The sequence below is a fragment of the Mesorhizobium sp. M0052 genome (assembly GCF_040323255.1).
In the GTDB taxonomy this organism is placed as follows: domain Bacteria; phylum Pseudomonadota; class Alphaproteobacteria; order Rhizobiales; family Rhizobiaceae; genus Mesorhizobium.
In genome coordinates this window covers 1-21024 of record NZ_JAMYUS010000017.1, presented here as the reverse complement: position 1 = coordinate 21024, position 21024 = coordinate 1, and the positions used below count along the sequence as shown (strand labels likewise).

General features: G+C 60.1%; 20 protein-coding genes and 2 pseudogenes. 5 read left to right on the top strand and 17 right to left on the bottom strand.

What is annotated here, in order from left to right; all coding sequences use genetic code 11:
• The first annotated feature begins 48 nt into the window (after positions 1 to 48).
• Positions 49 to 330, top strand: a complete 282-nt coding sequence (locus NKJ77_RS22110; RefSeq protein WP_081731646.1) for a DNA -binding domain-containing protein — start codon at positions 49 to 51, stop codon at positions 328 to 330.
• 94 nt (positions 331 to 424) lie between these two features.
• On the opposite strand, the gene NKJ77_RS22105 is transcribed toward NKJ77_RS22110, so the two are convergent.
• From NKJ77_RS22105 to NKJ77_RS22095, 3 genes are all read right to left on the bottom strand, one after another.
• The gene (locus NKJ77_RS22105; RefSeq protein ID WP_023747248.1) at positions 425 to 2335 is read right to left on the bottom strand and encodes a putative bifunctional diguanylate cyclase/phosphodiesterase; all 1911 of its coding nucleotides are present in this window, start codon (positions 2333 to 2335) and stop codon (positions 425 to 427) included.
• A 293-nt stretch (positions 2336 to 2628) separates the two neighbouring features.
• Positions 2629 to 3810 (bottom strand): 5-demethoxyubiquinol-8 5-hydroxylase UbiM, encoded by a 1182-nt coding sequence (gene ubiM / locus NKJ77_RS22100; RefSeq protein ID WP_023747249.1) that lies wholly within the window; start codon positions 3808 to 3810, stop codon positions 2629 to 2631.
• A gap of 416 nt (positions 3811 to 4226) precedes the next feature.
• Positions 4227 to 4358, bottom strand: coding sequence for a cbb3-type cytochrome oxidase assembly protein CcoS (locus NKJ77_RS22095; RefSeq protein WP_156932385.1), 132 nt, complete (start codon positions 4356 to 4358; stop codon positions 4227 to 4229).
• A gap of 116 nt (positions 4359 to 4474) precedes the next feature.
• Between NKJ77_RS22095 and NKJ77_RS22090 the strand changes: the two are divergent.
• Positions 4475 to 5348 (top strand): annotated as a pseudogene (locus NKJ77_RS22090) (integrase core domain-containing protein).
• Positions 5349 to 5373: 25 nt separating this feature from the next.
• On the opposite strand, the gene NKJ77_RS22085 reads toward NKJ77_RS22090, so the two are convergent.
• From NKJ77_RS22085 to NKJ77_RS22040, 10 genes are all read right to left on the bottom strand, one after another.
• Complete coding sequence (locus tag NKJ77_RS22085; protein ID WP_023747251.1) at positions 5374 to 6141, bottom strand: CBS domain-containing protein; 768 nt, start codon at positions 6139 to 6141, stop codon at positions 5374 to 5376.
• A gap of 66 nt (positions 6142 to 6207) precedes the next feature.
• Complete coding sequence (ccoS, locus tag NKJ77_RS22080; protein ID WP_023697810.1) at positions 6208 to 6378, bottom strand: cbb3-type cytochrome oxidase assembly protein CcoS; 171 nt, start codon at positions 6376 to 6378, stop codon at positions 6208 to 6210.
• On the bottom strand, positions 6375 to 8663 hold the full coding sequence (locus NKJ77_RS22075; RefSeq protein ID WP_023747252.1) for a cation-translocating P-type ATPase: 2289 nt from the start codon (positions 8661 to 8663) through the stop codon (positions 6375 to 6377). Before NKJ77_RS22075 ends, ccoS begins: the two co-directional genes overlap by 4 nt.
• The gene (locus tag NKJ77_RS22070; RefSeq protein ID WP_023713185.1) at positions 8660 to 9157 is read right to left on the bottom strand and encodes a FixH family protein; all 498 of its coding nucleotides are present in this window, start codon (positions 9155 to 9157) and stop codon (positions 8660 to 8662) included. The genes NKJ77_RS22075 and NKJ77_RS22070 overlap by 4 nt, the downstream gene beginning before the upstream one ends.
• Positions 9154 to 10713 (bottom strand): cytochrome c oxidase accessory protein CcoG, encoded by a 1560-nt coding sequence (gene ccoG / locus NKJ77_RS22065; protein WP_352498937.1) that lies wholly within the window; start codon positions 10711 to 10713, stop codon positions 9154 to 9156. Before ccoG ends, NKJ77_RS22070 begins: the two co-directional genes overlap by 4 nt.
• A gap of 128 nt (positions 10714 to 10841) precedes the next feature.
• Complete coding sequence (gene ccoP / locus NKJ77_RS22060) at positions 10842 to 11705, bottom strand: cytochrome-c oxidase, cbb3-type subunit III (RefSeq protein WP_023694866.1); 864 nt, start codon at positions 11703 to 11705, stop codon at positions 10842 to 10844.
• Positions 11706 to 11707: 2 nt separating this feature from the next.
• Positions 11708 to 11857 (bottom strand): CcoQ/FixQ family Cbb3-type cytochrome c oxidase assembly chaperone, encoded by a 150-nt coding sequence (locus NKJ77_RS22055; RefSeq protein ID WP_023690689.1) that lies wholly within the window; start codon positions 11855 to 11857, stop codon positions 11708 to 11710.
• An 11-nt stretch (positions 11858 to 11868) separates the two neighbouring features.
• A complete protein-coding gene (gene ccoO, locus NKJ77_RS22050) occupies positions 11869 to 12600 on the bottom strand; it encodes a cytochrome-c oxidase, cbb3-type subunit II (protein ID WP_023747254.1) in 732 nt (243 codons plus the stop codon).
• Between the two features lie 11 nt (positions 12601 to 12611).
• Positions 12612 to 14222 (bottom strand): cytochrome-c oxidase, cbb3-type subunit I, encoded by a 1611-nt coding sequence (ccoN, locus tag NKJ77_RS22045; protein WP_023747255.1) that lies wholly within the window; start codon positions 14220 to 14222, stop codon positions 12612 to 12614.
• A gap of 554 nt (positions 14223 to 14776) precedes the next feature.
• Positions 14777 to 15523 carry a Crp/Fnr family transcriptional regulator gene (locus tag NKJ77_RS22040; RefSeq protein ID WP_023708062.1) on the bottom strand — a complete coding sequence of 249 codons (747 nt, stop codon included), beginning with the start codon at positions 15521 to 15523 and terminating at the stop codon, positions 14777 to 14779.
• 152 nt (positions 15524 to 15675) lie between these two features.
• Here NKJ77_RS22040 and hemN point away from each other — a divergent pair, with 152 nt between their 5' ends.
• A complete protein-coding gene (gene hemN / locus NKJ77_RS22035) occupies positions 15676 to 17025 on the top strand; it encodes an oxygen-independent coproporphyrinogen III oxidase (protein ID WP_352535790.1) in 1350 nt (449 codons plus the stop codon).
• 236 nt (positions 17026 to 17261) lie between these two features.
• Here hemN and queE read toward each other — a convergent pair whose 3' ends face one another.
• From queE to queC, 3 genes are read right to left on the bottom strand one after another with little or no spacing between them, the layout of a single operon-like run.
• On the bottom strand, positions 17262 to 17996 hold the full coding sequence (queE, locus tag NKJ77_RS22030) for a 7-carboxy-7-deazaguanine synthase QueE (protein ID WP_023747257.1): 735 nt from the start codon (positions 17994 to 17996) through the stop codon (positions 17262 to 17264).
• On the bottom strand, positions 17993 to 18349 hold the full coding sequence (gene queD, locus NKJ77_RS22025) for a 6-carboxytetrahydropterin synthase QueD (RefSeq protein WP_023673552.1): 357 nt from the start codon (positions 18347 to 18349) through the stop codon (positions 17993 to 17995). The genes queE and queD overlap by 4 nt, the downstream gene beginning before the upstream one ends.
• Positions 18349 to 19047: a 7-cyano-7-deazaguanine synthase QueC gene (queC, locus tag NKJ77_RS22020; protein ID WP_023747258.1), complete on the bottom strand. Its 699-nt coding sequence runs from the start codon at positions 19045 to 19047 to the stop codon at positions 18349 to 18351. The genes queD and queC overlap by 1 nt, the downstream gene beginning before the upstream one ends.
• A 561-nt stretch (positions 19048 to 19608) precedes the next feature.
• Between queC and NKJ77_RS22015 the strand changes: the two genes are divergently transcribed.
• Together NKJ77_RS22015 and NKJ77_RS22010 are read left to right on the top strand one after the other, a co-directional pair.
• The gene (locus tag NKJ77_RS22015) at positions 19609 to 19998 is read left to right on the top strand and encodes a hypothetical protein (RefSeq protein ID WP_023747260.1); all 390 of its coding nucleotides are present in this window, start codon (positions 19609 to 19611) and stop codon (positions 19996 to 19998) included.
• A 56-nt stretch (positions 19999 to 20054) separates the two neighbouring features.
• On the top strand, positions 20055 to 20219 hold the full coding sequence (locus NKJ77_RS22010; protein WP_023685557.1) for a hypothetical protein: 165 nt from the start codon (positions 20055 to 20057) through the stop codon (positions 20217 to 20219).
• A 186-nt stretch (positions 20220 to 20405) separates the two neighbouring features.
• Here NKJ77_RS22010 and NKJ77_RS22005 read toward each other — a convergent pair.
• Positions 20406 to 21024: pseudogene (locus NKJ77_RS22005) on the bottom strand (transposase); the annotation flags it as partial.

The following is a 21024-nucleotide window of genomic DNA, read 5'->3' as shown; positions in this document are numbered from 1 at the left end:
TCCCATTTTGGGATATACTGCCTGTGCTCACAGGCGAGGTTCGCAGGCATGAATGGACCAATGGGAACAGATGAGACTCGAAGCTCAAGTTTGAGCGATGAAGTCCCCTGGTCGGAGAACCTCACGAGCTACGACAGGGAGCATTTCACGATCTACCTGCGGATCCTGGATGCCTGCGCCGAGAATGCCAGCGAAAAGGAGATGGCCGAGCGCATCCTCGGCATCGACCCATCCATTGACCCGGTCCGCGCCCGCAAAGCTCTTCGCAGCCATATCGACCGTGCGAACTGGATGGTGACGACCGGCTACAAGGAACTGTTCGCCGGCTGATGCAGAGCGCCCAATGCCACGTGTTTCGAGTAGGCAAGTCTCTGTAGCCAAATTCGGCAGCGCACGGCCGCGACAGCGGGCGCTGCGGGAGCGGTCACAACTGGTTCGCGTACTGTTTGACTGCCATTTCCAGTGCTTGCATCAAAGGCACAGCCTTGGAGAAGAGGAAGCCTTGGGCGGTTCGGCAACCAAGCTTGTGCAGGGTTTGCCGATCCGCCTCTGTTTCGACGCCCTCGGCCATGACCTCGATCCCGAGCATGTCACCGAGTTCGATGACGGATTTGACAAGCAGTCGGTCCTCTCGGGACTTGGCCAAGCCGCGAATGAAGCCTTGGTCTATTTTCACCTTGCGTATCCGACGGTCCTTGAGAGAAGCCAAGGTAGAAAAGCCGGTGCCGAAGTCGTCGAGCGCGATGGAAATACCGGCATGCGAAAGCCGTCCGAGCTTTTCATCCGCTCTGTCCGGATCCACCGGCGATTCTTCGGTAATCTCGATTTCGAACATCGTCGCAGGCAGGCCTCTTGCGGCCAGACCATCCAGAACCATGTCGTCGATATCGCCGGCTTCCAGTTCGCGCGGGGAAACATTCATCGCCACACGAATGTTACGACAGTCAGCTTTCACCAAGCCGTCGATAAAAGCACAACAGTCGGCGAATACGGTTTGCGTCAGCAGCTGAAGCATTCCGGTTTCGCGTGCGGCTGTGATGATTTCGGGTGGAGAGATGGCACCATGTGTCGGATGGGACCATCTCAGCAAGGCTTCAAAACCGACCACGGCCTCGGTGTCGAGTTTCACGATCGGCTGGAACCAAGGTTGCAATCTTCCCGTCTTTATCGCCGAATGAAGGTCCCGTTCGATGGACTGGCGGCGTTGGAGTTCCCGGTCGAGTTCGGCATCGAACAGGCAAAATTCGTTCCTGCCATGGCGCTTGGCCGTATAAAGGGCGATATCGGCCCGCAACAGCATTTCAGTCAGGCTCGACGTCTGCGCCAAGTATATCCCTATCGATGCCCCGACGCGCACGGACGCGACCCCGATATAGGGGCGAGCAATTTTGGCTATGATATTGGAGGCGAGATCACTGGCAGAAAGCGAAGCTCTCGTTGAGGGAAAAACCAGCACGAATTCATCGCCGCCAATACGAGCTAGCGTTGAGCCTTCCGGTGCTTCCTGCTCTATGCGGCGGGCGATCATGACAAGCAGTTCATCACCGGTCCTGTGACCGTAGGTGTCGTTGACAGATTTAAAGCCGTCCAGATCAATCAGCATTGCCACGAAGGGGCCATCCGCGGTCTTGAACCGACCGATGGCGTGTTCAAGGCCCCGCCTGTTGAGAAGGGCGGTCAAATGGTCCTCCCTGGAGTTGCGCTCCATTTCCGACGCAAGTCGCTCTGCCTCATGTCTCAGGCGGCTTGCTTCGCGGAAGCGCGCCTGCCCAACAAACGAAGCTCGGACCAAGCCGCCCATGAAGAGCAGAACGGTGAAAGCCAGAATGTAGCGTTCAAAATTGCCTTTCGCCAAAAGGCACGCCACCGTGATGAGGAGTGGAGGTGTGATGAAGCTGGTCGCCGCGGCGGCATACGAGCTGCCATATGTAACCGCACCAGCTGAAATGCCCGCCAGTATGACCAGATGCATCGGTGCTTGAGGTGTTGTGTATCCAACAGTCAGCACGGCCGGGAAGGACCAGGCAAACCCTGCCAGAAGGGCAAGGACGCCAAACATGCGAAGGCGCGGCAAAACGCCAAGCAAATCCTGATTGCGCCCCGTTTCCTTTAGCTGAAAACGGGCGAGTGCAAGCCGGGCGGCATTTAGCGCATTGACGACCAGGAACCAGCTTGCAGCGGCAAAGCCGCCGCCAGAAAGGGCCTGCACCCCGCAAATCAGGCCTGACAGGATCGCGCTTATCGGCATCGACACGAAGAGCCCGGCCCTCAGGTCAGCAAGCTGATCCTGACGGATTTTGGCCTCCAGCGATTCTTCTTTCTTTAGGGGTGCCATGAATGGACCAGCTTGCTTCCGTCATTGTTCGCGAGGACCAAACCTATGCAAGCCCACTGAAGGACGGGTTAACTACCCAGCGAGGGTAACCAGTGCGCTCACCATGCTTCGGGTCACACCTTTGGCTTAGCATTGCCGAATCATCAAGGTTTCGCCCGCGCGCGTGCCTTGATCCGAATCATGCCATGATCGGCAACGTCACCAGGAAGCAGCCTTGCCCGCGACGCTGCGAGCCAGCAAGATAAAGAAGCCGCGCCGAGACAGCGCTCCAGAGCGGTAGCGCTCTGTGCGATTCACCGCCTGAGCATGGCCGAAATGCCATGGCGGACAAAGGGAAGATGTTGGGCAAAGCGGAGCCCAGCATGTCTTGCAAGCCGTGCCGCCGGGTGCTCGCTTGAGTAAAGACCGACAAGCATGTTGGTGGCATGATAGAGCGGCGCCGCCGACAGCCGCAGCCGGCTTTCGTATCTGCCGAGCATGTCGGGATCGGCAATGTCGCGGCGGGCGCGACATGCTGTCAGTATTTTATGAGCGAGTTGCTTCTGGCCGCTGAGGCCGATGTTGAAGCCATGCGCGGTCACCGGGTGCATGCCGATGGCAGCGTCTCCTATAAGTGCCGCACTCGGTGCCGAGAACTTGTGCGCCCAGGTCGTGACCAGCGGATAGGCATGGCGGGTGCTTGCCAGGGTCATCTGCCCGAGGCGTCCTCGACACCGGTTCATCAATTCCATGAGGAACAATTCGTCATCGAGAACAGACAGTCTATCGGCCTCGATTGAGCGCAAAGTCAGAAGCAGCGACGACACGCCTTCCATGAGCGGCAACATCGCTATGGTCTGATGGTGGTCGAACCATTCGACCGCGATCTGGTGATGGAAGCGCTCGTGCCTCACTCGGCAAATCAGCATGGAGTGGCCAAGCGGATGGATGTTGGCGCCAATGCCGAGCAGGTCGCGCATCGCGGACAAACGCGAATCCGCTGCTACGAGCAGCCGAGCGGCCAATTGCCTGCCATCAGAAAGCGTTATGACCGCCTCGTCGTCGCTGGTTGTTGCATTCACGACCGAGTTGCCGCACAGCAGCCGGGCATGATCCTGGAAGTAGACAATTTTGAACAGGGCATCGCGGATCCGACAATTTGGGACCAGAAATCCGAGTGGTTCCCCAGATCCGCTGCGAGTATCGAAGCACAGGGCGAAAGGGCTCGATCCGTTGAGCACGCGCGCGCCATGAAGCGGTGATTTCTCAGATGCGGGCATGGCGTCCCAGGCGCCGAGCTCGCGAAGGATTCTCACCGATGCGTGCGTCAGCGCGATCTCGCGACCGTCGAAAGCCGGATTCGCCAGGCTGTCGAGCGACTGCCGTTCAACCACTGCCACCTTGAGTCGGCTCAGGGCGAGCGATGCTGCGAAGGCAAGTCCGACCGGCCCAGCTCCGACGACAATGATGTCGAATGTGTCGACAGAGCCGGCCATCAGCGTGCCGCCATAGCGGCTATCTGCGATACGAAGCGCTCTTGAAGCATCGCAATCACCCACGGTTTGCCGCTCATCTCCCCATCGTCGATAGACATGCGTTCTCCGTTGGAAGCCTGGTCAATGAAAACACGCCGACGAAGAGATAACGCTGATCTGGATCAACCAGGCTCGATAACCCGGCAACGGCGGGTTCACGGTCGAGTGGTCGATTGCCGTGAAAACGTTTGCATGTCTAGGCATTCTGAATGGTCGGCTTCCCAATCGCGTGCCCCTACTGGCCAAAGGTTCGGCAACGTATTGTGGCTGATCCGTTCTTCGCACGCGCGCCGATATCATCATGACGAGGCAATCCAGCAAAGACTCGGTCGACTGACGACCAGCATCCGCACAGTCGTTGGGCGCCGCCAACCGGTTCAGCCTCGCGGCTCTTCCCGATCGATAAGGATCCGCTGGGCGGAGCCGTCGAGATCTTGGTATTGGCCGCTCTTCAGATCCACAGGAAGCACCGGTCCAAGCCCCACCAAAACAGGCAGCGGCCATCGCATTCCGTCAGGACGGGCATCTTGCTGCCGACAGCGTACTCTCGGCCCATGACGGGCGCTGGATGTTTGATCCCAGGCTTTGATGGCGCATACTTTTCGTCCGAATCAAAGGATGCGCTATGGGCCAGGTTCTTCATGGGAGCGCCACGACGACAGAGGCGATCCGTCGAGCGATACAGCATAGTCAAGAGAGCCTGAGGGCGCTGGCGAAGCGCTACGGCATCAATCAGAAGACGGTTAGGAAGTGGAGGAACCGGACGTCGGCCGCCGATCTTCCGACTGGCCCCAGAGATCCGAAGTCGACAGTGCTATCGACTGAGGAAGAGGCGGTCATCGTCGCCTTTCGGCGTTATACGCTGCTGCCACTGGACGATTGCCTCTATGCTCTCCAACCGACGATCCCGCATCTGTCGCGGTCATCCTTGCATCGCTGCCTGCAGCGTCACGGGATAGGCAGGTTGCCGGATGTCGAGGGCGACAAGCCGGCAAGGAAGAAGTTCAAGGCCTATCCAATCGGCTACTTCCATATCGACGTCGCCGAGGTCCGAACCGAGCAGGGCAAGCTGCATATGTTCGTGGCCATAGATCGGACCTCGAAGTTCGCTTTCGTCGAGCTGCACGAGAAGGGCCGTTCCGCTGATCAAGGAAGCCATGGCGGCGGGAGAAATCATATGGGCGCACGCCTTCGAACATACTTGCGCCAAGGCCGATATCGACCACCGAACGACAAAGCCAAGGCACCCATGGACCAACGGCCAGGTCGAACGCATGAACCGCACGATCAAGGATGCGACCGTCAAACGCTTCTACTACGAGAGCCATGACCAACTGCGCCAGCATCTCGCCGATTTCGTCTTAGCCTATAATTTCGGCCGTCGACTGAAGACCCTCAAGGGCCTCACGCCCTTTGAATACATCTGCAAAATCTGGACAAAAGAGCCCGAACGATTCAGGCTCGATCCAACCCATCAAACCTTGGGACTAAACATCTAGACGCCGAAGGAACTCGCCGACGGCCTCATGTCCAAGTGATGTGGGAAGGGAGCAGAACCAAAGGGACTCTGCTCCGCGTCCCCGCCTTTTCCGCAGCTATGAAACCTTCACCGAACGGATCCGTACTGAGGAGGAGGCCGTCCTTGACTTGCCCGACGCCGGCAACCTTCTCAGCCGCAACGATCGCTGCCTTCCGCTGACGCTCGTCGACAATCGCCCCCTTCAGTTCGACAAGGCCGTCGCTGACCCTCACATCGATCAAGTCACCACCGCTCCAGGTTTGTGACTGCAGTTCGGCAAGGATAGCCTTGCGGATCAGGTCGTCATCGGGTGGCGTGGTTCCCTGTTTCGGCATGGCGCGGATCAGGACAAGCAGCAAATCAGTTCGCGTGATGATGCCGATGACCCTGTCCCGATCGACAATCGGAAGATTGTTGATGCGATGTTGCATCATCAGGTCGACAATATCTGCAATCGAGGCGCCAGGAGGCGCCGAGATGACGGGTGTGGTCATCACCTGATGGATGATCCGTCCGTTCGAGCGCGCATAGTCTTCGGCGACTGTGCCCGGGCCAAGATCAAACTCCAGCCAGCGCGGACGCACACGCTGGGTCCCAAGTTCTTCTCGGCGCAAGAAGTCGCTTTTGCTTACAATACCAATCAGGGTGCCGTCGCTGTCTGCTACCGGCAGGCAGCTGACCTTGTTTGAAAGCATGAGCTCGACCGCTTCGGCGATCGTCGCGTTCGCATCCGTCGTGATGACTGGCTTTGTCATTATGGATTCGGCTTGCATCCTCACCCTCCTGATCTTTCGTCGGACGACGATAGGACATCCCGACCCGCGGCGCGTTGATCTGAGTCACTTGGAACGAGGAGGATTCTCCGCGCCGTCGTCGCGGTCGATTAGAATGCGCTCCGCAGCGCCATCGAGATCATCGTACTGGCCGCTTCTCAACGCCCACAGGAAGCCGGACAGGCCGAGTGCGCCAAGGAACAACGCCACCGGAATGAGATAGGCGAGCGTCGTCATGAAGATCGGGCCAAGGCGCCGGCCCGCGCGGGCCTGCCCTGCCGCGCTGTTTCGGACGACACACCCGTTGCGAAGCCTTGCAGACGCATTGCGTTTCCAATCACAAGCAATGACGAGGCAGACATCGCGACCGCCGCGATGAGAGGCGTAACATGACCCAGAATGGCGATCGGCACGGCCACAGCATTGTAAACGATCGCAATTGTTATGTTCTGTCGGATCAGGCTTCCCGCCTTGCGCGACACGTCCAGCGCCAGCGGGATCGCCAAGAGGCTTTCGCGCAGAAAAACGAAGTCGGCTGCATTGCGGCCAATGTCGGCCGCCGTGGCGGGTGCGATCGAGACATGCGCGGCGCTCAGCGCTGGTGTGTCGTTGAGCCCGTCGCCAACCATCAAAACCTTGTGCCCGTCTCTCGCCAGGCTCTCGATGCGTTCAACCTTGCCGGACGGTAGCAGGCAGGGAACGAAGTCATCCACACCAAACATGTCGGCAACCTCGGCGCAGGCTTTCGCGGTATCGCCCGACAGCATTTCCACGCACATACCAGCGTTGCGCAGTTGATCGATCGCTGCCCTGGTGTCGAGGCGTAGCGCATCTTCGAAAACGAAGGATGCGACAATCATGCCGTTTTTCGTCAGGACTGTTCCGCCGTAGCCATGTTTGCCTTCGCCGCCGGTTCGAGCCTTCCAGCCAGCCCATCCGCGTCTACCCAGCCGCCAGATGCTACCGGCGGCTGTGGCTTCGATCCCGAAACCCGGGTGCTCGGTCACCGCGTCGAATTTGTGCTGGCTGCTGCTGACGGCAAAGCCGGCAATGGCCTTTGAATATGGATGACGCGAATGCGCGGCCAGGTCGGCAGCGATTGCCAGCATGGCGGGATCGATCGACGACGTGTTGACGAGCCTGGGCTGGCCAAGCGTGAGCGTGCCGGTCTTGTCGAACACGGCTGTATCGATCGCTGCCAGGCGCTCCATGGCCGAGCCGTCCTTGACCATGATGCCATTCTCAAACAGGCGCCGCGCGGCGACCACCTGAACGATTGGGACGGCGAGGCCAAGCGCGCAGGGGCATGTGATGATGAGAACAGCGATGGCAATCGTCATCGCCCGATGCCAGTCGCCGGTCGCCGCCATCCAGCCCGTGAATGTTACCAATGCGGTGAGATGAACCACGGGCGCGTAGAGTGCCGACACGCGGTCGGCGATACGGCGATAGCGGGCGCGACCACCTTCGGCGGCCTCCATCAGCCGAACCATTTCCGCCAAGAACGAATCCTTCGCGGCGGCTGTGGCCTCTACCGTCAGCGGACCGGTAAGGTTGAGGACGCCGGCCTGCACGGTGTCTTCCGGCGCCACGCTACTGGGCGTGCTCTCGCCGGAGACCAGGGAGCAGTCGACGTCCGATGTCCCGCGCACAATTTTGCCATCGACAGGGATTCTTTCGCCGGCGGCGATCAACAACAGCATGCCCGGTTCGATCTCGGCCACCGGCAGATAGCCCCGAGCGCCATCGCCGCGCAGCACCATGGCGCCGCGCGCGGCCAATTGTGACAGGCTCTTCACAGCGGTGCGGGCGCGTTCCCGCATCACGTGATCGAGCGTGCGACCGATCAGGAGGAAGAACAGCAGCGATACCGACGCGTCGAAATAGGCGTGGTCGCCGTGGGTGATCGTCTCATAGAGGCTCATGGCGTAGGCCAGCGACACGCCGACGGCGATCGGCACGTCCATGTTCATGCGGCCGTGGCGCAACGCATTCCACGCCGACTTGAAGAAGATGCCGCCGGCGAAGGCCAGCGCAGGAATGGCGATCAGGGCCGAGACCCAGTGGAACAGGTCGCGGGTGGCGCCCTCGGCGCCGGACCAGACCGACACCGAGAGCAGCATGATGTTGCCCGCAGCAAAGCCGGCAACAGCGACGGCGCGGATAAGCTCCGAAAGCATCTTGTCCTTTGCATCAATCTCGGCTTCGAACAAATGCGCCTGATAGCCGAGCCGGCCGAGCACAGCGACCAATGGTGGAGCCTCGTCGCCGCGCCAGCGGACTGAGACCCGCTTGGTTGACAGGTTCACGCGAGCTGCCTCGACGTGATCGAGTTTTCCCAACGCCGTCTCGATCGTCTGGATGCAGGCGCCGCAATGAACGGTCGGCACCGAAAGGTCGGTCTGATGAAGGTCGTCGCCAAGCGATCGGCTCGCCAGCCTGATTTCCTGGCTGGAGGGCAGGACCGAGGTGCCGCTGACCAGATCCAGCGCTATTTCAGCGCCCGGTGCACAACAGCTCATTTCAGCGCTCCATTGGAAATCATGATCCTGCGCACGTCGCGATAAGGCTTTGCCAGGCCGGTATCGGCGTCTATTTCGATGATCCAGACACCATCCCTTGGCACGTGTTGTGCTGCAAACTCCTGGCCCGAGGCGAGGGCGAGCGTGACGGACTCATCCTCTTTCTCGTAAGCGGGATGGCGAAACAGCACCTTCACGCCATGCAGGGAAACCGGTTTGCCCGCGGCGTCGATGATGCCATAGCGGACTTCACCCCATGCGATGGTCAACTGGCCGGTCCAGCCAAGCGCTGCCTGCGCACGGCCTTCTTCAGCCTTCTTGTTGAATTGCTGGCTCGCGACATAGGTATTTTCGACGACAAGGCCGGTCCAGCTTGTGTTGGCAAGCGTCGCCATCGTCAGATTGACCGCGATGACCACGCCGAAAAAGGCAAGGATGGTGGCCAACATGTGCCTGCCGGTGAATTCGCGGGGTCTTCGGGTGGTGGCGGTCATCTGGCGATCTCCGGCGCATTGAAGGTGGCGGTGTATTCGTTGGACTCGAAGCTGACCTTGTCTTCGACGCGGAATGTGAAGGTCTGCGCCTGGCGATTAATCTGATCGGCGGGCAGGCGCACGAAAACCTTCAGCATCTTCAGCCGGTCGGGTTCGACCTGGACCGCAAAGGAGCGATCGGCGGGGAGGTCGACGCCAACGATGCTCATCTCTGCGCCTGGCAAACCCCCGAGGGTGACGATAATCGTTCTCGGTTCGGGGATCATGTTCAGCAGCTTGACGGTATAGCCATTGCGGATCGAGCCGTCGGAGAGCGTCACGAATTGCGGGTTGCGGTCGTGCAGGACATTGATCTCGAGCCGGTCGCGGGTCAGCAGCGAAAAGAGCAGGCCCAGGCCGATCATCGACCACATAGCCATGTAAACGTAAGTGCGCGGCCGAAAGATCTTGCGGATATGGAAATGCGCCACCCTGTCCGAAAACACGCCGTCATCCGTCCTGACCAGCGACGGATCGACCGAGCTGGCGCCGCCGGCGGTGGCCAGCATCATGTTGGCGTTGTAGTCGGAGAGCGTCGCGTAGGAGATCAGTCCTCGCGCTTTGCCGAGCTTGTCCATGACGCCGTCACAGGCATCGATGCAGAGCGCGCAGGTGATGCATTCGAGTTGCTGACCGTCGCGTATGTCGATCCCCATCGGACAGACGGCGACACAGGCATTGCAGTCGACGCAATCGCCGACGGGATGCCCTGCGGCAAGAACCTTCTTGGCGTGACGCGTGCGCGGTTCGCCGCGCCAGTCATTGTAGGTGACAGTGAGCGAGCTCTCGTCGAGCATGGCTGCCTGGATGCGCGGCCATGGGCACATATAGGTGCAGACCTGTTCGCGCATCAGCCCGCCAAACGTGTAGGTCGTCGCCGTCAGGACCGCGACGGTGATGTAGGCGACAGGCGCTGCCGTGCCGGTGAAGAGTTCGCCGAGCAGCCTCGGCGCATCGGCGAAATAGAAGATCCATGCGCCACCAGTCGCTGCGGCTATGACCAGCCAGATGACGTGTTTCGATGCCCGCAGCACGAGCTTGCGGGTGGTCCATGGACCGGCATCGAGCCGCATGCGCGCGTTGCGGTCGCCCTCGATCGCGCGCTCGACGACCAGGAACAGATCGACCCATACGGTCTGTGGGCATGTGTAGCCACACCATGCACGGCCGACGGTTGACGTGATCAGGAAAAGACCGACGCCGGCCATGACCAGAAGGCCGGCGACATAGTAGAATTCCTGGGGCCATATCTCGATGAAGAAGAAATAGAAGCGCCGGTTGGCGACATCGAGCAGCACCGCCTGGTCGGGGGCAAACGGACCCCGATCCCAGCGCAGCCACGGCGTCAGATAGTAGATGCCGAGCGTGATCGCCATCACGATCCATTTGAATCGGCGAAAGCTGCCCGAGGCCCGCTTCGGGAAGATCTTCCTGCGCGCGGCATACATTGGCTGGCGCACCTTGGTGGAGTTGAACGTCGTGGGTTCGATCCGTTCTATTTGCGTGTTATCGAGCACGAGAAGCTCCAGTCACCAGCGACGATTTCGCCGGAATCCGACTCATCGGTTCTGGATGATGCCGAGGCCCGGCTTGCGCCGGGCCTCGTCGCTTGGCGGGAGGGGGAGGACGAGAATAGGCTGCTTTCCTATTCTCCGCCGCCAAGCGAATGGATGTAGACCGCCAGTTCCTTGACCTTGATCTCGCCGAGGCGCGCGCCCCAAGCCGGCATCACGCCGTGTTTCGGTGCGGTTACCTGGGCGGCGATGGCCGCTTCGCCTGACCCGTAGAGCCAGATGGCGTCGGTCAGATCTGGAGCGCCGAGTTCCTTGTTGCCCTTTGCATTGTCGCCATGACAGGCCACGCAGTTTTCGGCAAAGACCTTTGCGCCCGGCGCGACCAATGCTTGATTGACGACGGCCCCCGACAGACTGGCGACGTAGGCGCTGACCTGTTTGATCTGGTCGGCGGTGATGATGTCGGCAAAGGCGGGCATTTCCGACAGGCGCGTATCCGGATCGGAGGCGAAGCGAATGCCATGGGTGATCGTCTGCTGGATCTGGTCCGCCTTGCCGCCCCACAGCCAGTCGTCGTCGTTGAGGTTGGGGAAGCCCTTGGAGCCCTGGGCGCCGGAACCATGGCACTGCACGCAATTGAGCTTGAACGCGGCACCGCCGGCGGCGACGGCGAATTCGCGCAGCGTGTCGTCCGCCGCGATCTCCGAAACACTTTTCGCTTCTATCGCGGCGACATATTTGCCCTTGGCCGCTTCAGCCGCGGACAACTCGTTCCCGACATCGTTGCGGCTGGAGTAGCCGAGCACCCCCTTGGTTGCCGTGTGCAGCAGAGGCCATGCCGGATAGGCGATGGTGTAGCCGATCGCCCAGACTATGGTGATGTAGAACGTCCAGATCCACCAGCGCGGAAGCGGGTTGTTGAGCTCCCGGATGCCGTCCCACTCATGACCGGTGGTTGAGATGCCGGAAACCTCGTCGATGTGATCGCTGCTCATGATCAGTCCTCCTTCAGAGGAATTTGAGCTGCTTCGCCGGCTTGCCTGCGGCTTCCGGGACGAACTGCAAAGGCAACAGATCCGATGAAGAAAAGAGCCATGGCAAGTAGGCCCCAGCTGTCGGCAAACTCCCGCATGAAATTGTACGTCATGGCTATTGTCCTCAGCGGTAGCCGGCGGTCTCATCGTAGTTCTTGAAATCGACCAGCGTGCCCAGCATCTGGAGATAAGAAACCAGCGCGTCCATTTCGGTGACTTGCTGCGGGTTGCCGTCGAAGTCGCCGATCTTAGCCTTGGGGTAGCGGGCCTCGAGGCCGGATGTGTCGGCGTTGGGATCAGCCTGCGCCATCAAATCGGCATTGGCGTTGGCGATCATGTCGTCGGAGTAGGGGACGCCGACGCGCCTGTTGGCGACCAGATGCGTAGAGAAGTCCTTCACCGCGATCGGCTTGTCCTTCAGGAAGGCATAGCTCGGCATGATCGATTCCGGCACCACGGACCGTGGATCTGTCAGGTGATCCACGTGCCACAGGTTGGAATAGCGGTCGCCGACGCGGGCGAGATCAGGTCCGGTGCGCTTCGATCCCCACTGGAAGGGGTGGTCGTACATCGACTCGGCCGCCAGGCTGTAGTGGCCGTAGCGCTCGACCTCGTCGCGGAACGGGCGGATCATCTGGCTGTGGCAGAGGTAGCAGCCCTCGCGGACATAGATGTTTCGACCAGCAAGTTCGAGCGGCGAGTAAGGCCGCATGCCTTCCACCTTCTCGATCGTATTATCGAGATAGAAGAGCGGTGCGATCTCGACGATACCGCCCACGGTGACCACGAGAAGCGAACCGAGGAGGAGAAGTGTAGCGTTCTTCTCGATGACCGCGTGTCTGTTCATCAACCTCATTTTCTGTCTCATCATCGCGCAAGCTGGAGGGCGGGGGTGGAGCGCGGCATCGGATCCTGCTCGCGCCGGTAGCCGAGAATGGTCATGCCGATGTTCCAGGCCATGATCAGGGTGCCGGAGAGGTACATGGCCCCACCGATGGCACGCATGACATAGTAGGGGTGCATGGCTGCCACGGTTTCGGCGAAGGAGTAGACCAGGAAGCCCTGTTCGTCGTATTCGCGCCACATCAGGCCCTGCATGATGCCGGACACCCACATGACAGCGGCGTAGACAACGATGCCAAGCGTCGCCAGCCAGAAGTGCCAGGTAACGAGGCGAAGCGAGTAGAGCCGTTCACGGTTCCACAGCTTCGGCACCATAAAGTAGATCGCGCCGAACGAGATCATGCCGACCCAGCCGAGCGCACCGGAGTGAACGTGGCCAATGGTCCAGTCGGTATAATGCGACAGAGAATTGACCGTCTTGATCGACATCATCGGGCCCTCGAAGGTGGACATGCCGTAGAACGCGATGGCCATCACCATCATGCGGATGATCGGGTCAGTGCGCAGCTTGTCCCAGGCGCCCGACAGCGTCATCAGGCCGTTGATCATGCCGCCCCATGACGGCATCCACAGCATGATCGAGAACACCATGCCAAGCGTCTGCGCCCAGTCGGGCAAGGCCGTGTAGTGCAGATGATGGGGCCCGGCCCAGATGTAGAGAAAGATGATTGCCCAGAAATGGACGATCGACAGACGGTAGGAATAGACCGGCCGGTTGGCCTGCTTGGGCACGAAATAGTACATCATGCCGAGGAAGCCGGCGGTGAGGAAGAACCCGACGGCATTGTGGCCGTACCACCACTGCGTCAGGGCGTCCTGGACTCCGGAAAATGCGGAATAGCTCTTGGAGCCGAGAAAGGAGGCCGGCATCGACAGGTTGTTGATCACATGCAGCATCGCGATGGTCACGATGAAGGAAAGGTAGAACCAGTTGGCGACGTAGATGTGCGGTTCCTTGCGCTTCAGGATGGTGCCCAGAAACAGGATCAGGTAGCCGACCCAGACGATGGTCAGCCAGATGTCGACATACCATTCGGGTTCCGCATATTCGCGGCTCTCGGTGATGCCGAGCAGATAACCTGTCGCGGCCATGACGATGAAGAGCTGGTAGCCCCAGAACACGAACCAGGCGAGATCGCCACCGAACAGCCGGGCGCGGCAGGTGCGTTGGACGACATAGAGAGACGTGCAAAGCAACGCGTTGCCGCCGAAGGCGAAGACGACGCCCGAGGTGTGCAGAGGCCGCAAGCGGCCGAAGTTGAACCAGGGCTGAATGTTGAGATCGGGATAGGCAAGCTGTAGCGCGATGACCACCCCGACCAGCATGCCAACCACACCCCAGAACATGGTGGCGATGGCGCCGTAGCGGATTGGCCCGTCCATGTAGGCGGACGGGTCGATCGGAGCGGCAGGCTTGAACTCAGTGTTACGCAGTAGGATCGCAGTGAAGCCAGCCAAGGCGAAGAACAAGACCCACATATGCTGGCGAAAGGGTTCATCCACCCCAGCGCCAGCCGCCACCAAAGCCGCGAATGCGAACAGGCTTAGAAGCACGATTTCTTTGCCGAATTTCATCGCAAGCCCCGATTTCCAATTCCGGCGGATGCCAAACCGCGGTGCCTTATTGCGCAGCCGTCGCCTGCTCGCCCTGATCCATGTCAGAGCCGCACCATTTTGCTCGAGCAGCATCGAGTTCGGTGCGATCAGACTGCGAAGATCGAATGTGGAAGCGCACCACCGGCCGCCCGTTTATGGATGGGGCCTGGCGTCCCCGGTCGGGCCCCGGGTGCGGAGGCGACCGCGGGCGTGTGGGGGAGCGCACCTTCTGCGACGCTGGAAAGCAGGTCGACGCCTTACCGAACCCCGCGTTCAATGCCTTGGAACAGCCAGCGCCAGCGTTACGCTGCCGTCGTGACATTCATGGCTTGGGGAGACGGCGATTTTCCCCTGCGGATGAGGCGTATTGACTTCGGCCAAGTGTGGATGCTTCGCCGACGAGCCGAAAGGCAACTGGCGCATACGATCGGATGGAGAACGGGCTGTCGCTACGCGACTTCTTCTGAGCCCAACGCGAGCATGCCCTGCCCCGAATGAAGTAAGTGACGGGGGCCATGCAGCTTCTGCGTCATTCAAACGGCTGTAGCGCCTCGGCCGCCGCAGCGCCGTTCCAGCCGGCTCATGCTGTCCACGGTGACGCGGCGGTTGTTCTCGATCCGAATCACGCCGTCCATTCTCAGGCTGGTCAGCTGACGGCTCACGGTCTCGTTTGTGATTCCAAGGAAATCAGAAATGTCGGCACGCGTCATTGGCAGCTCGAAGCACGTCGAGCTAGCCGTCGGGTCAACATTGGAGTCGATGTTCCGGGCAATCATGAGGAGAAAGCTCGCCACCTTCTCTGGTGCGGTCTTGCGTCCCAGAGTCACCATCCATTCGCGTGCCTCGTCAAGTTCGTTCAGCGCCTGCTTGAGCAGGCGATGCACAAATTCGGGTGACTGCTTCATCATCCGTTCGATGGCCGCTCTGGGAAACGAGCATAGCGAGACAGCTGTTGCCGCTTCCGCATTAATCGCACTTTTCATCTTGAAGGGCCGACCCAGAAAATCCGGGGCGAACTGCAGGCCGACAATCTGTTGGCGTCCATCTGACAGGCTCTTCGTGAGCTTCACCACGCCTGAAAGCACGTTCGAATAACAGTCGACCGCCTCGGCGTCGCCGATCAGTTCGACCCCCGGCTCGATATTGTGCCGCGACGACGTCTTGGCGAGCTGAGCCAAATGGTCTGGCTCTAGCGCGCCACAGACACCGCGGCGCCGTGCCTCGCAAGACAGGCAAAGAACGGGGATGCCGGAACTGTGAATATCCTGCCGTAATGTCATTCGATCGCTCTACCGGTCCGTGCGGGCAGGATAGCATCCACGGTAGAAAAATCCTTGCGGCAGTTTGTCCGTGCTGAAGGTTGATCGAAATCAGGGCTTAGGCTCATCCAAGCATCCACAGTTCGGGCGAGGCAAACACGGTGGACCACGACATGCGACAAAAGCTAGTTGCCAGATTTGGCGAGAACGTCCCGCGCTACACGAGCTACCCGACCGCGCCGCATTTCAATGCAAGCGTTGACGCTACCGTTTGTCGTGGCTGGCTACAGCGGCTCGATGAGGGCGACGAAATCTCGCTCTATCTGCACATCCCATACTGCGACAAGCTTTGCTGGTTCTGTGCCTGCCATACCAAGCAGACACGCCATTACGAACCGGTGACCACATATCTGCGCTCACTGCATGCCGAGATCGCCACCGTCGCCAGTCTTGTTGGAGGCAAAGGTCGTGTGCGTGCCGTCCATTTCGGCGGTGGTTCGCCGACCATGCTCAAGCCCGAAGATATGGTGGCGCTGGGAACCGCCCTGCGCAACAGCTTCGGCTTTCTTCCCGGTGCCACGATCAGCGTTGAAATCGAACCCAACGATATGGACGATGCCCGCCTCGATGCGCTTGCCGAAATCGGCATGACCCGTGCGAGCCTCGGCGTTCAGGATTTCGACCCGAAGGTGCAAAAGGCGATCAACCGCGAGCAGAGCTTCCTGCAGACCAAGACGGTCGTCGACGGCGTTCGTTCGCGCGGCGTCGAATCCGTCAATCTGGACCTGCTCTACGGTCTGCCGCACCAGACCAGGGAAAGCGTCGCTTCTACGGTCACGCAGGCACTGACCCTGGAACCGGATCGGATCGCACTGTTTGGCTACGCGCATGTACCGTGGTTCAAGAAACATCAGACGATGATCGACGAGGCCTGGTTGCCGGGTCCCGCGGAGCGCTTTGCCCAGTCGCAACTGGCTGCACAGGCGATTGTAGACAATGGATACGAGGCAATCGGGCTCGACCATTTCGCCAAACCGGGCGATGCGCTGGCGATTGCGGCACACACCGGGACTTTGCACCGGAACTTTCAGGGCTACACGGACGATTGCTGCGAAATCTTGATCGGGCTCGGCCCGTCATCCATTAGCCAGTTTCGGCAAGGCTATGCGCAGAACATGCCTTCAACCAGCGAATATAGACGCATGGTTGATGACGGCGGGCTGGCCGCTGTTCGGGGTATCGCACTTTCCAACGACGACCGCGTTCGCGGCTGGATCATCGAACGTTTGATGTGCGACTTCGCCTTCTCGGCCATCGATCTGGTGGAACGCTTCGGCGAGGCCGGCCAGAGGCTCCTCCTTCAGTCAAGTTCCATGGCCCTCCACGATTCGGTTCGATTGCTTGAACTTGATGGCGACAGATTCGTTGTGCCGGCTGAAAGTCGCCCTTTCGTCCGAAGCATCGCGGCCAGGTTCGACAAATATTTCGAAGCTGGAACGGCCAGGCACTCGGCGGCAGTCTGAGCACTCAGAGGAACGGTCATGCCTCTCAGTCGATCATGGACCGCGGTACGTTTGTTGATCGGCGACCGTCTATCGAGACAAGATTCTGAGCGGACCAGACGCGTCTTGGCGCAGCGACGATATCGTCCGCTCGAGCCCTGCCTGTCGGATCATGGTTGTCGGCGACAGCTCCCTTCGACCTGAACCACCCGTTCACCCGAATTCTGCCGGCGCAGTTCCAGTGGAAAGGGCCTGGGCTAGACGGCTCTCTTGTTACCCCAGAGCACAACGTGCAGCTGCGGCAGCACGCGGGCCTCGAACCATCTGTCGCGGGTCACGCTGTCAACCAGCCACTCCATGCGCTTCAATATTCCGTCAAGGTCGACAGGCGCGTCATCATTTGTGAGGTGTGGCGGCGTGTGATTGCCGGGCTGCAGATAGATCGGAAGTTGCGGAAATTGCGCAGCGGCGTCTTTCGCGTAGGTGTAGTCCCTTTCGTCGAAAACAATGAGCTTGAGCACGACTTTGGGCTTGCCTTGTGCCGCCTGGAGGCACGCCTCGACAGCGGCCCAATCTGTCGTCATTCGGCTTGACGGCGGCTTTGGGCTGAGGATCAGCACGTCAAGCTGTGCAAACCAGTCCCTGGCAAGCGACCCTTGGGTTTCCAGCGCAAAACGGTAACCGTCACCATGGCCCCGGTCGATGAGCGCGCCGAGCGGCTGGATGGCCGGATTGCCGCCTGATAGCGACACCATCAGCGGGCGGCCACCGGAAAGGGCAAGCACATTTTTCCACACCGCCCCAACGGACATCATCTCCCATTCATGGCGGAATTGATTGTCCACAGCATGGAGGCTGTCGCACCAGGAACAGCGATAGTCACACCCGCCGGTTCTGACGAAGATCGTCGGCAAACCTATGAGCACGCCCTCGCCCTGGATCGTCGGCCCGAAAATCTCGCTAACGCGGATTGCGGGATGAGTATTCGTCATGGCCGGTATTCCGCCCAGGTTTTCGGCGTTTCGCTCACCCGCACGGCCGCGGTTTCGCTCAGGCGTGCCTTGCACCAGTCGTAGAAATGTCTGGCCAGATATTCCGCCGTGACTTGCTCGTGTCCCAGCACGTCGTTGAGATGCCGGTGGTCGAAGCTCTCGTCGATGTAGCGTTTGAATGGCGCCAAGTCGTGGTAGTCGCGCACGAAGCCGTGATCGTCCAGTCCATCCGCTGAAAGCTCCACTTCGACGATGTAGTTATGTCCGTGCAGGCGCGCGCATTGGTGATCGGGTGGCAATGAGGTGAGCTGATGCGAGGCTGAGAAGTGGAATTCCTTGGTGATGCGGAACATTACGCGGTGGTCCTTCGCAGCGCTCCGAGCCAGAAGTCGGAGTCCTCATACTCGGTTGGGTCCGGGTGCCCAGCGATGTGAAACGCCTCACGCCGCTCGACGCAGGTCCCGCACCTCCCGCAATGACGCTCGGCGCCCTTGTAACAGGACCAGGTCTGCGCAAACGGCGTGCCGTATGTGGCTCCATCCGTAACAATGTCCGCCTTCGTCAGGTTCACATAGGGTGCATAAAGGCGAATCTGCGCGTAGCCGTCGAGCGCGTGGTCCTGCATCATCTGGAAAGCGTCGATGAAGGCCGGACGGCAATCGGGATAGACAACGTGATCCCCACCATGCACGGCCGTCGCCACTGCGTCAGCGTCTTGCGCTGCGGCGAGGCCGAAGGCAATGGCCAACATGATGGCGTTCCGGTTGGGCACCACCGTTATCTTCATCGTGTCTTCGGCATAGTGCCCGTCGGGCACGTCCACATTGTCGGTCAGCGCGGAGCCGGAAAGGTCGCCGCCGATCTCGTGGATATCGATGATTCGCTGCGGGACACTCAGGCGCGCCGCGCAAAGGGTGGCGAAGCCCAATTCCTTCCTATGCCGTTGGCCGTAATCGAACGATAGCAGGCCGGTCAGCTGGTGCTCCGCTGCCACCTTGTGGGCAAGAGTAACGGAATCCAATCCGCCGGAGCAGACGACGAGAGTCTTCATCGTTGGGTCCTTGTTTTAACCGGGTAGGCTGCGACCGGAGATTTCTCTGCGCTCCAGTACTTCAGGAAAACCATTTTGTGAAGTGAACGGAGACCAATTCGTGCGCTTGCGTGCGATGCGCAAAAAGACATCGCGGTGAGCTGCAAGGACACGGACTGGCGAGACGTCACCCTTCAGCGGAATGCTCAAAGTCGAACGCTTCTCGGGGACAAAGTTCTCGACGAGCAGAGCCTGTCGGTCCCGAGCGCCGAGCGACGCCATTGCAACGGTTTCGGAGTACAAAGCCGAGATGGGCTTGCCGCAAACAGCTCACTTACCAGGGATGTTCAGCGATGCCGAAATCCAGATATCGGGGTGGATTATGAGATCAATTGTCGCGACAGCTTTGGCTGGCCTGCTCCTCGCGCTTCGTAGATGCAGCGCATTCCACGTCAGGATCATTTTGATGAGCACGCCCTCAATGGATAACCGGCGACCCCTGAATAACCGGTCGTGAGCCGACATCTGTGAACAAGCGGTGTGGTCGATTGCAATCACCCATGTCTTGCGCACAGGTACCTTATGGCAGTGGATGAACTGAACTTGATGGTTTTACAGATGGCAGTCGAAAGCGTCCGCTCGCTCTCGTTGAGCTTCGCTGAAAAAGCCGCCGAGATAGCCACCAGGAGCCGCGGCAGCCTGCTTTTCGACGTGCGGATCGACGGTGACGCTCAGGTCCAGCGGGTCGCAGCCATCCGATATCACGGCGGCCAATTCGGCGTGCTGGCGTTAGACGGACACGGCCTAGTTACCCACTATTGCATCGTTAACGGTATGTTCTCACATTACATTGCGGCCTTGGAGAGCTGGCACAGGATGCCCCTGTCGATGCAGGCCAAGATGGATGCCAACGGCAATGCCCGTCTCTTCGTAGCGGCGTTGCGGGATGCCGGACATATGCTGGGCACCTAGCATTTGGCCAGAGTGCATCTCTGAATTTGCAAGTGCATCACTGCGATGGCGCCGGCATGATCGTCATGCTCGAAAAGGGCTGCGGCGGCCGCGGCAAAGCGGTCGCCGCGATGATGGTGTCAACGGCGCTGCATCGATGCGAGCGTTTAGAACAGAGGTCTCCTCCTGGCATCGAGCGCATGCAAGGAGCTACGCAAGCGCAAATGTATCAAGTATTTTGAAGGGACGACCCCTCATGCATACTTAGCTGCGATGCTCGGGCGGCATAAGCCTCGTTGCCATCTAGCCGCCTTGATGCACGGCGATAAGCTTTTGACGGCCTGAAGCGACGCTGTGGTCGCCGTTGCGGTGCTTTTCCACGCGCCTCGTCAGGCGCCGGGATTGCTCCGGCGTGATGGCAGGCGGGGGACGAAGCGGATATCGCCACCGTGGGCGCCGACCTCGACCCGCGCGATGATGCGCTCGACGCGGCTCCAACTAGCGGCGCCGTCAACGAACTTCTTGAACCTGCGGACCTTGCCTGTCTTGGCCGACGCTTCGAAGCGCGCGGTCGTGCTGGCCTCCAGATCCGCGACATGCTTGTGCAGGGTCGTGGTGGGCGCGAGGCCAAAGATGAAGTCGACGCGCAGCACCAGTCGATGACCTGGGTTGCAATAATGGCTATCCCCGCGGAGCAGGATTCGAATGTTCGGCCAGTTGATCCGGATCGCCCGCACCAGACGGCGCAGGTGGGGGCGGATCTCAGCCCCACTCGGCCGCTTGGCCGGTCGCAGGATCGCGCTGACGAACCGTCCCGCACCATCGAACACGACGATCGGCTGGAAGCCGTACTCGTATGGTGGGCATTGAACAGGCGAAGCTGTTGGCCTCCGTGCACAGCGTCGAAGGTGTCGTCAATGTCGAGTACGATCCGCTTCGGCACTTGCCGGAACGAGGCGCACTAGAGATCGACCATCGCCCGTCCCATCGCGACCAGCTCCCGCACCCCGGGTAGGTTCTCCAGCCGGCACAGCGTCGATTGCGACG

Bases quoted from the DNA above. Each gene is read 5' to 3' on its own strand.
- NKJ77_RS22110 (WP_081731646.1), top strand. From the start codon at position 49: ATGAATGGACCAATGGGAACAGATGAGACTCGAAGCTCAAGTTTGAGC.
- NKJ77_RS22105 (WP_023747248.1), bottom strand. From the start codon at position 2,335: ATGGCACCCCTAAAGAAAGAAGAATCGCTGGAGGCCAAAATCCGTCAG.
- ubiM (WP_023747249.1), bottom strand. From the start codon at position 3,810: ATGGCCGGCTCTGTCGACACATTCGACATCATTGTCGTCGGAGCTGGG.
- NKJ77_RS22095 (WP_156932385.1), bottom strand. From the start codon at position 4,358: ATGCGATGGCCGCTGCCTGTTTTGGTGGGGCTTGGACCGGTGCTTCCT.
- NKJ77_RS22085 (WP_023747251.1), bottom strand. From the start codon at position 6,141: ATGCAAGCCGAATCCATAATGACAAAGCCAGTCATCACGACGGATGCG.
- ccoS (WP_023697810.1), bottom strand. From the start codon at position 6,378: ATGACGACGCTCGCCTATCTCATTCCGGTGGCGTTGTTCCTTGGCGCA.
- NKJ77_RS22075 (WP_023747252.1), bottom strand. From the start codon at position 8,663: ATGAGCTGTTGTGCACCGGGCGCTGAAATAGCGCTGGATCTGGTCAGC.
- NKJ77_RS22070 (WP_023713185.1), bottom strand. From the start codon at position 9,157: ATGACCGCCACCACCCGAAGACCCCGCGAATTCACCGGCAGGCACATG.
- ccoP (WP_023694866.1), bottom strand. From the start codon at position 11,705: ATGAGCAGCGATCACATCGACGAGGTTTCCGGCATCTCAACCACCGGT.
- NKJ77_RS22055 (WP_023690689.1), bottom strand. From the start codon at position 11,857: ATGACGTACAATTTCATGCGGGAGTTTGCCGACAGCTGGGGCCTACTT.
- ccoO (WP_023747254.1), bottom strand. From the start codon at position 12,600: ATGAGGTTGATGAACAGACACGCGGTCATCGAGAAGAACGCTACACTT.
- ccoN (WP_023747255.1), bottom strand. From the start codon at position 14,222: ATGAAATTCGGCAAAGAAATCGTGCTTCTAAGCCTGTTCGCATTCGCG.
- NKJ77_RS22040 (WP_023708062.1), bottom strand. From the start codon at position 15,523: ATGACATTACGGCAGGATATTCACAGTTCCGGCATCCCCGTTCTTTGC.
- hemN (WP_352535790.1), top strand. From the start codon at position 15,676: ATGCGACAAAAGCTAGTTGCCAGATTTGGCGAGAACGTCCCGCGCTAC.
- queE (WP_023747257.1), bottom strand. From the start codon at position 17,996: ATGACGAATACTCATCCCGCAATCCGCGTTAGCGAGATTTTCGGGCCG.
- queD (WP_023673552.1), bottom strand. From the start codon at position 18,349: ATGTTCCGCATCACCAAGGAATTCCACTTCTCAGCCTCGCATCAGCTC.
- queC (WP_023747258.1), bottom strand. From the start codon at position 19,047: ATGAAGACTCTCGTCGTCTGCTCCGGCGGATTGGATTCCGTTACTCTT.
- NKJ77_RS22015 (WP_023747260.1), top strand. From the start codon at position 19,609: ATGGCAGTGGATGAACTGAACTTGATGGTTTTACAGATGGCAGTCGAA.
- NKJ77_RS22010 (WP_023685557.1), top strand. From the start codon at position 20,055: ATGATCGTCATGCTCGAAAAGGGCTGCGGCGGCCGCGGCAAAGCGGTC.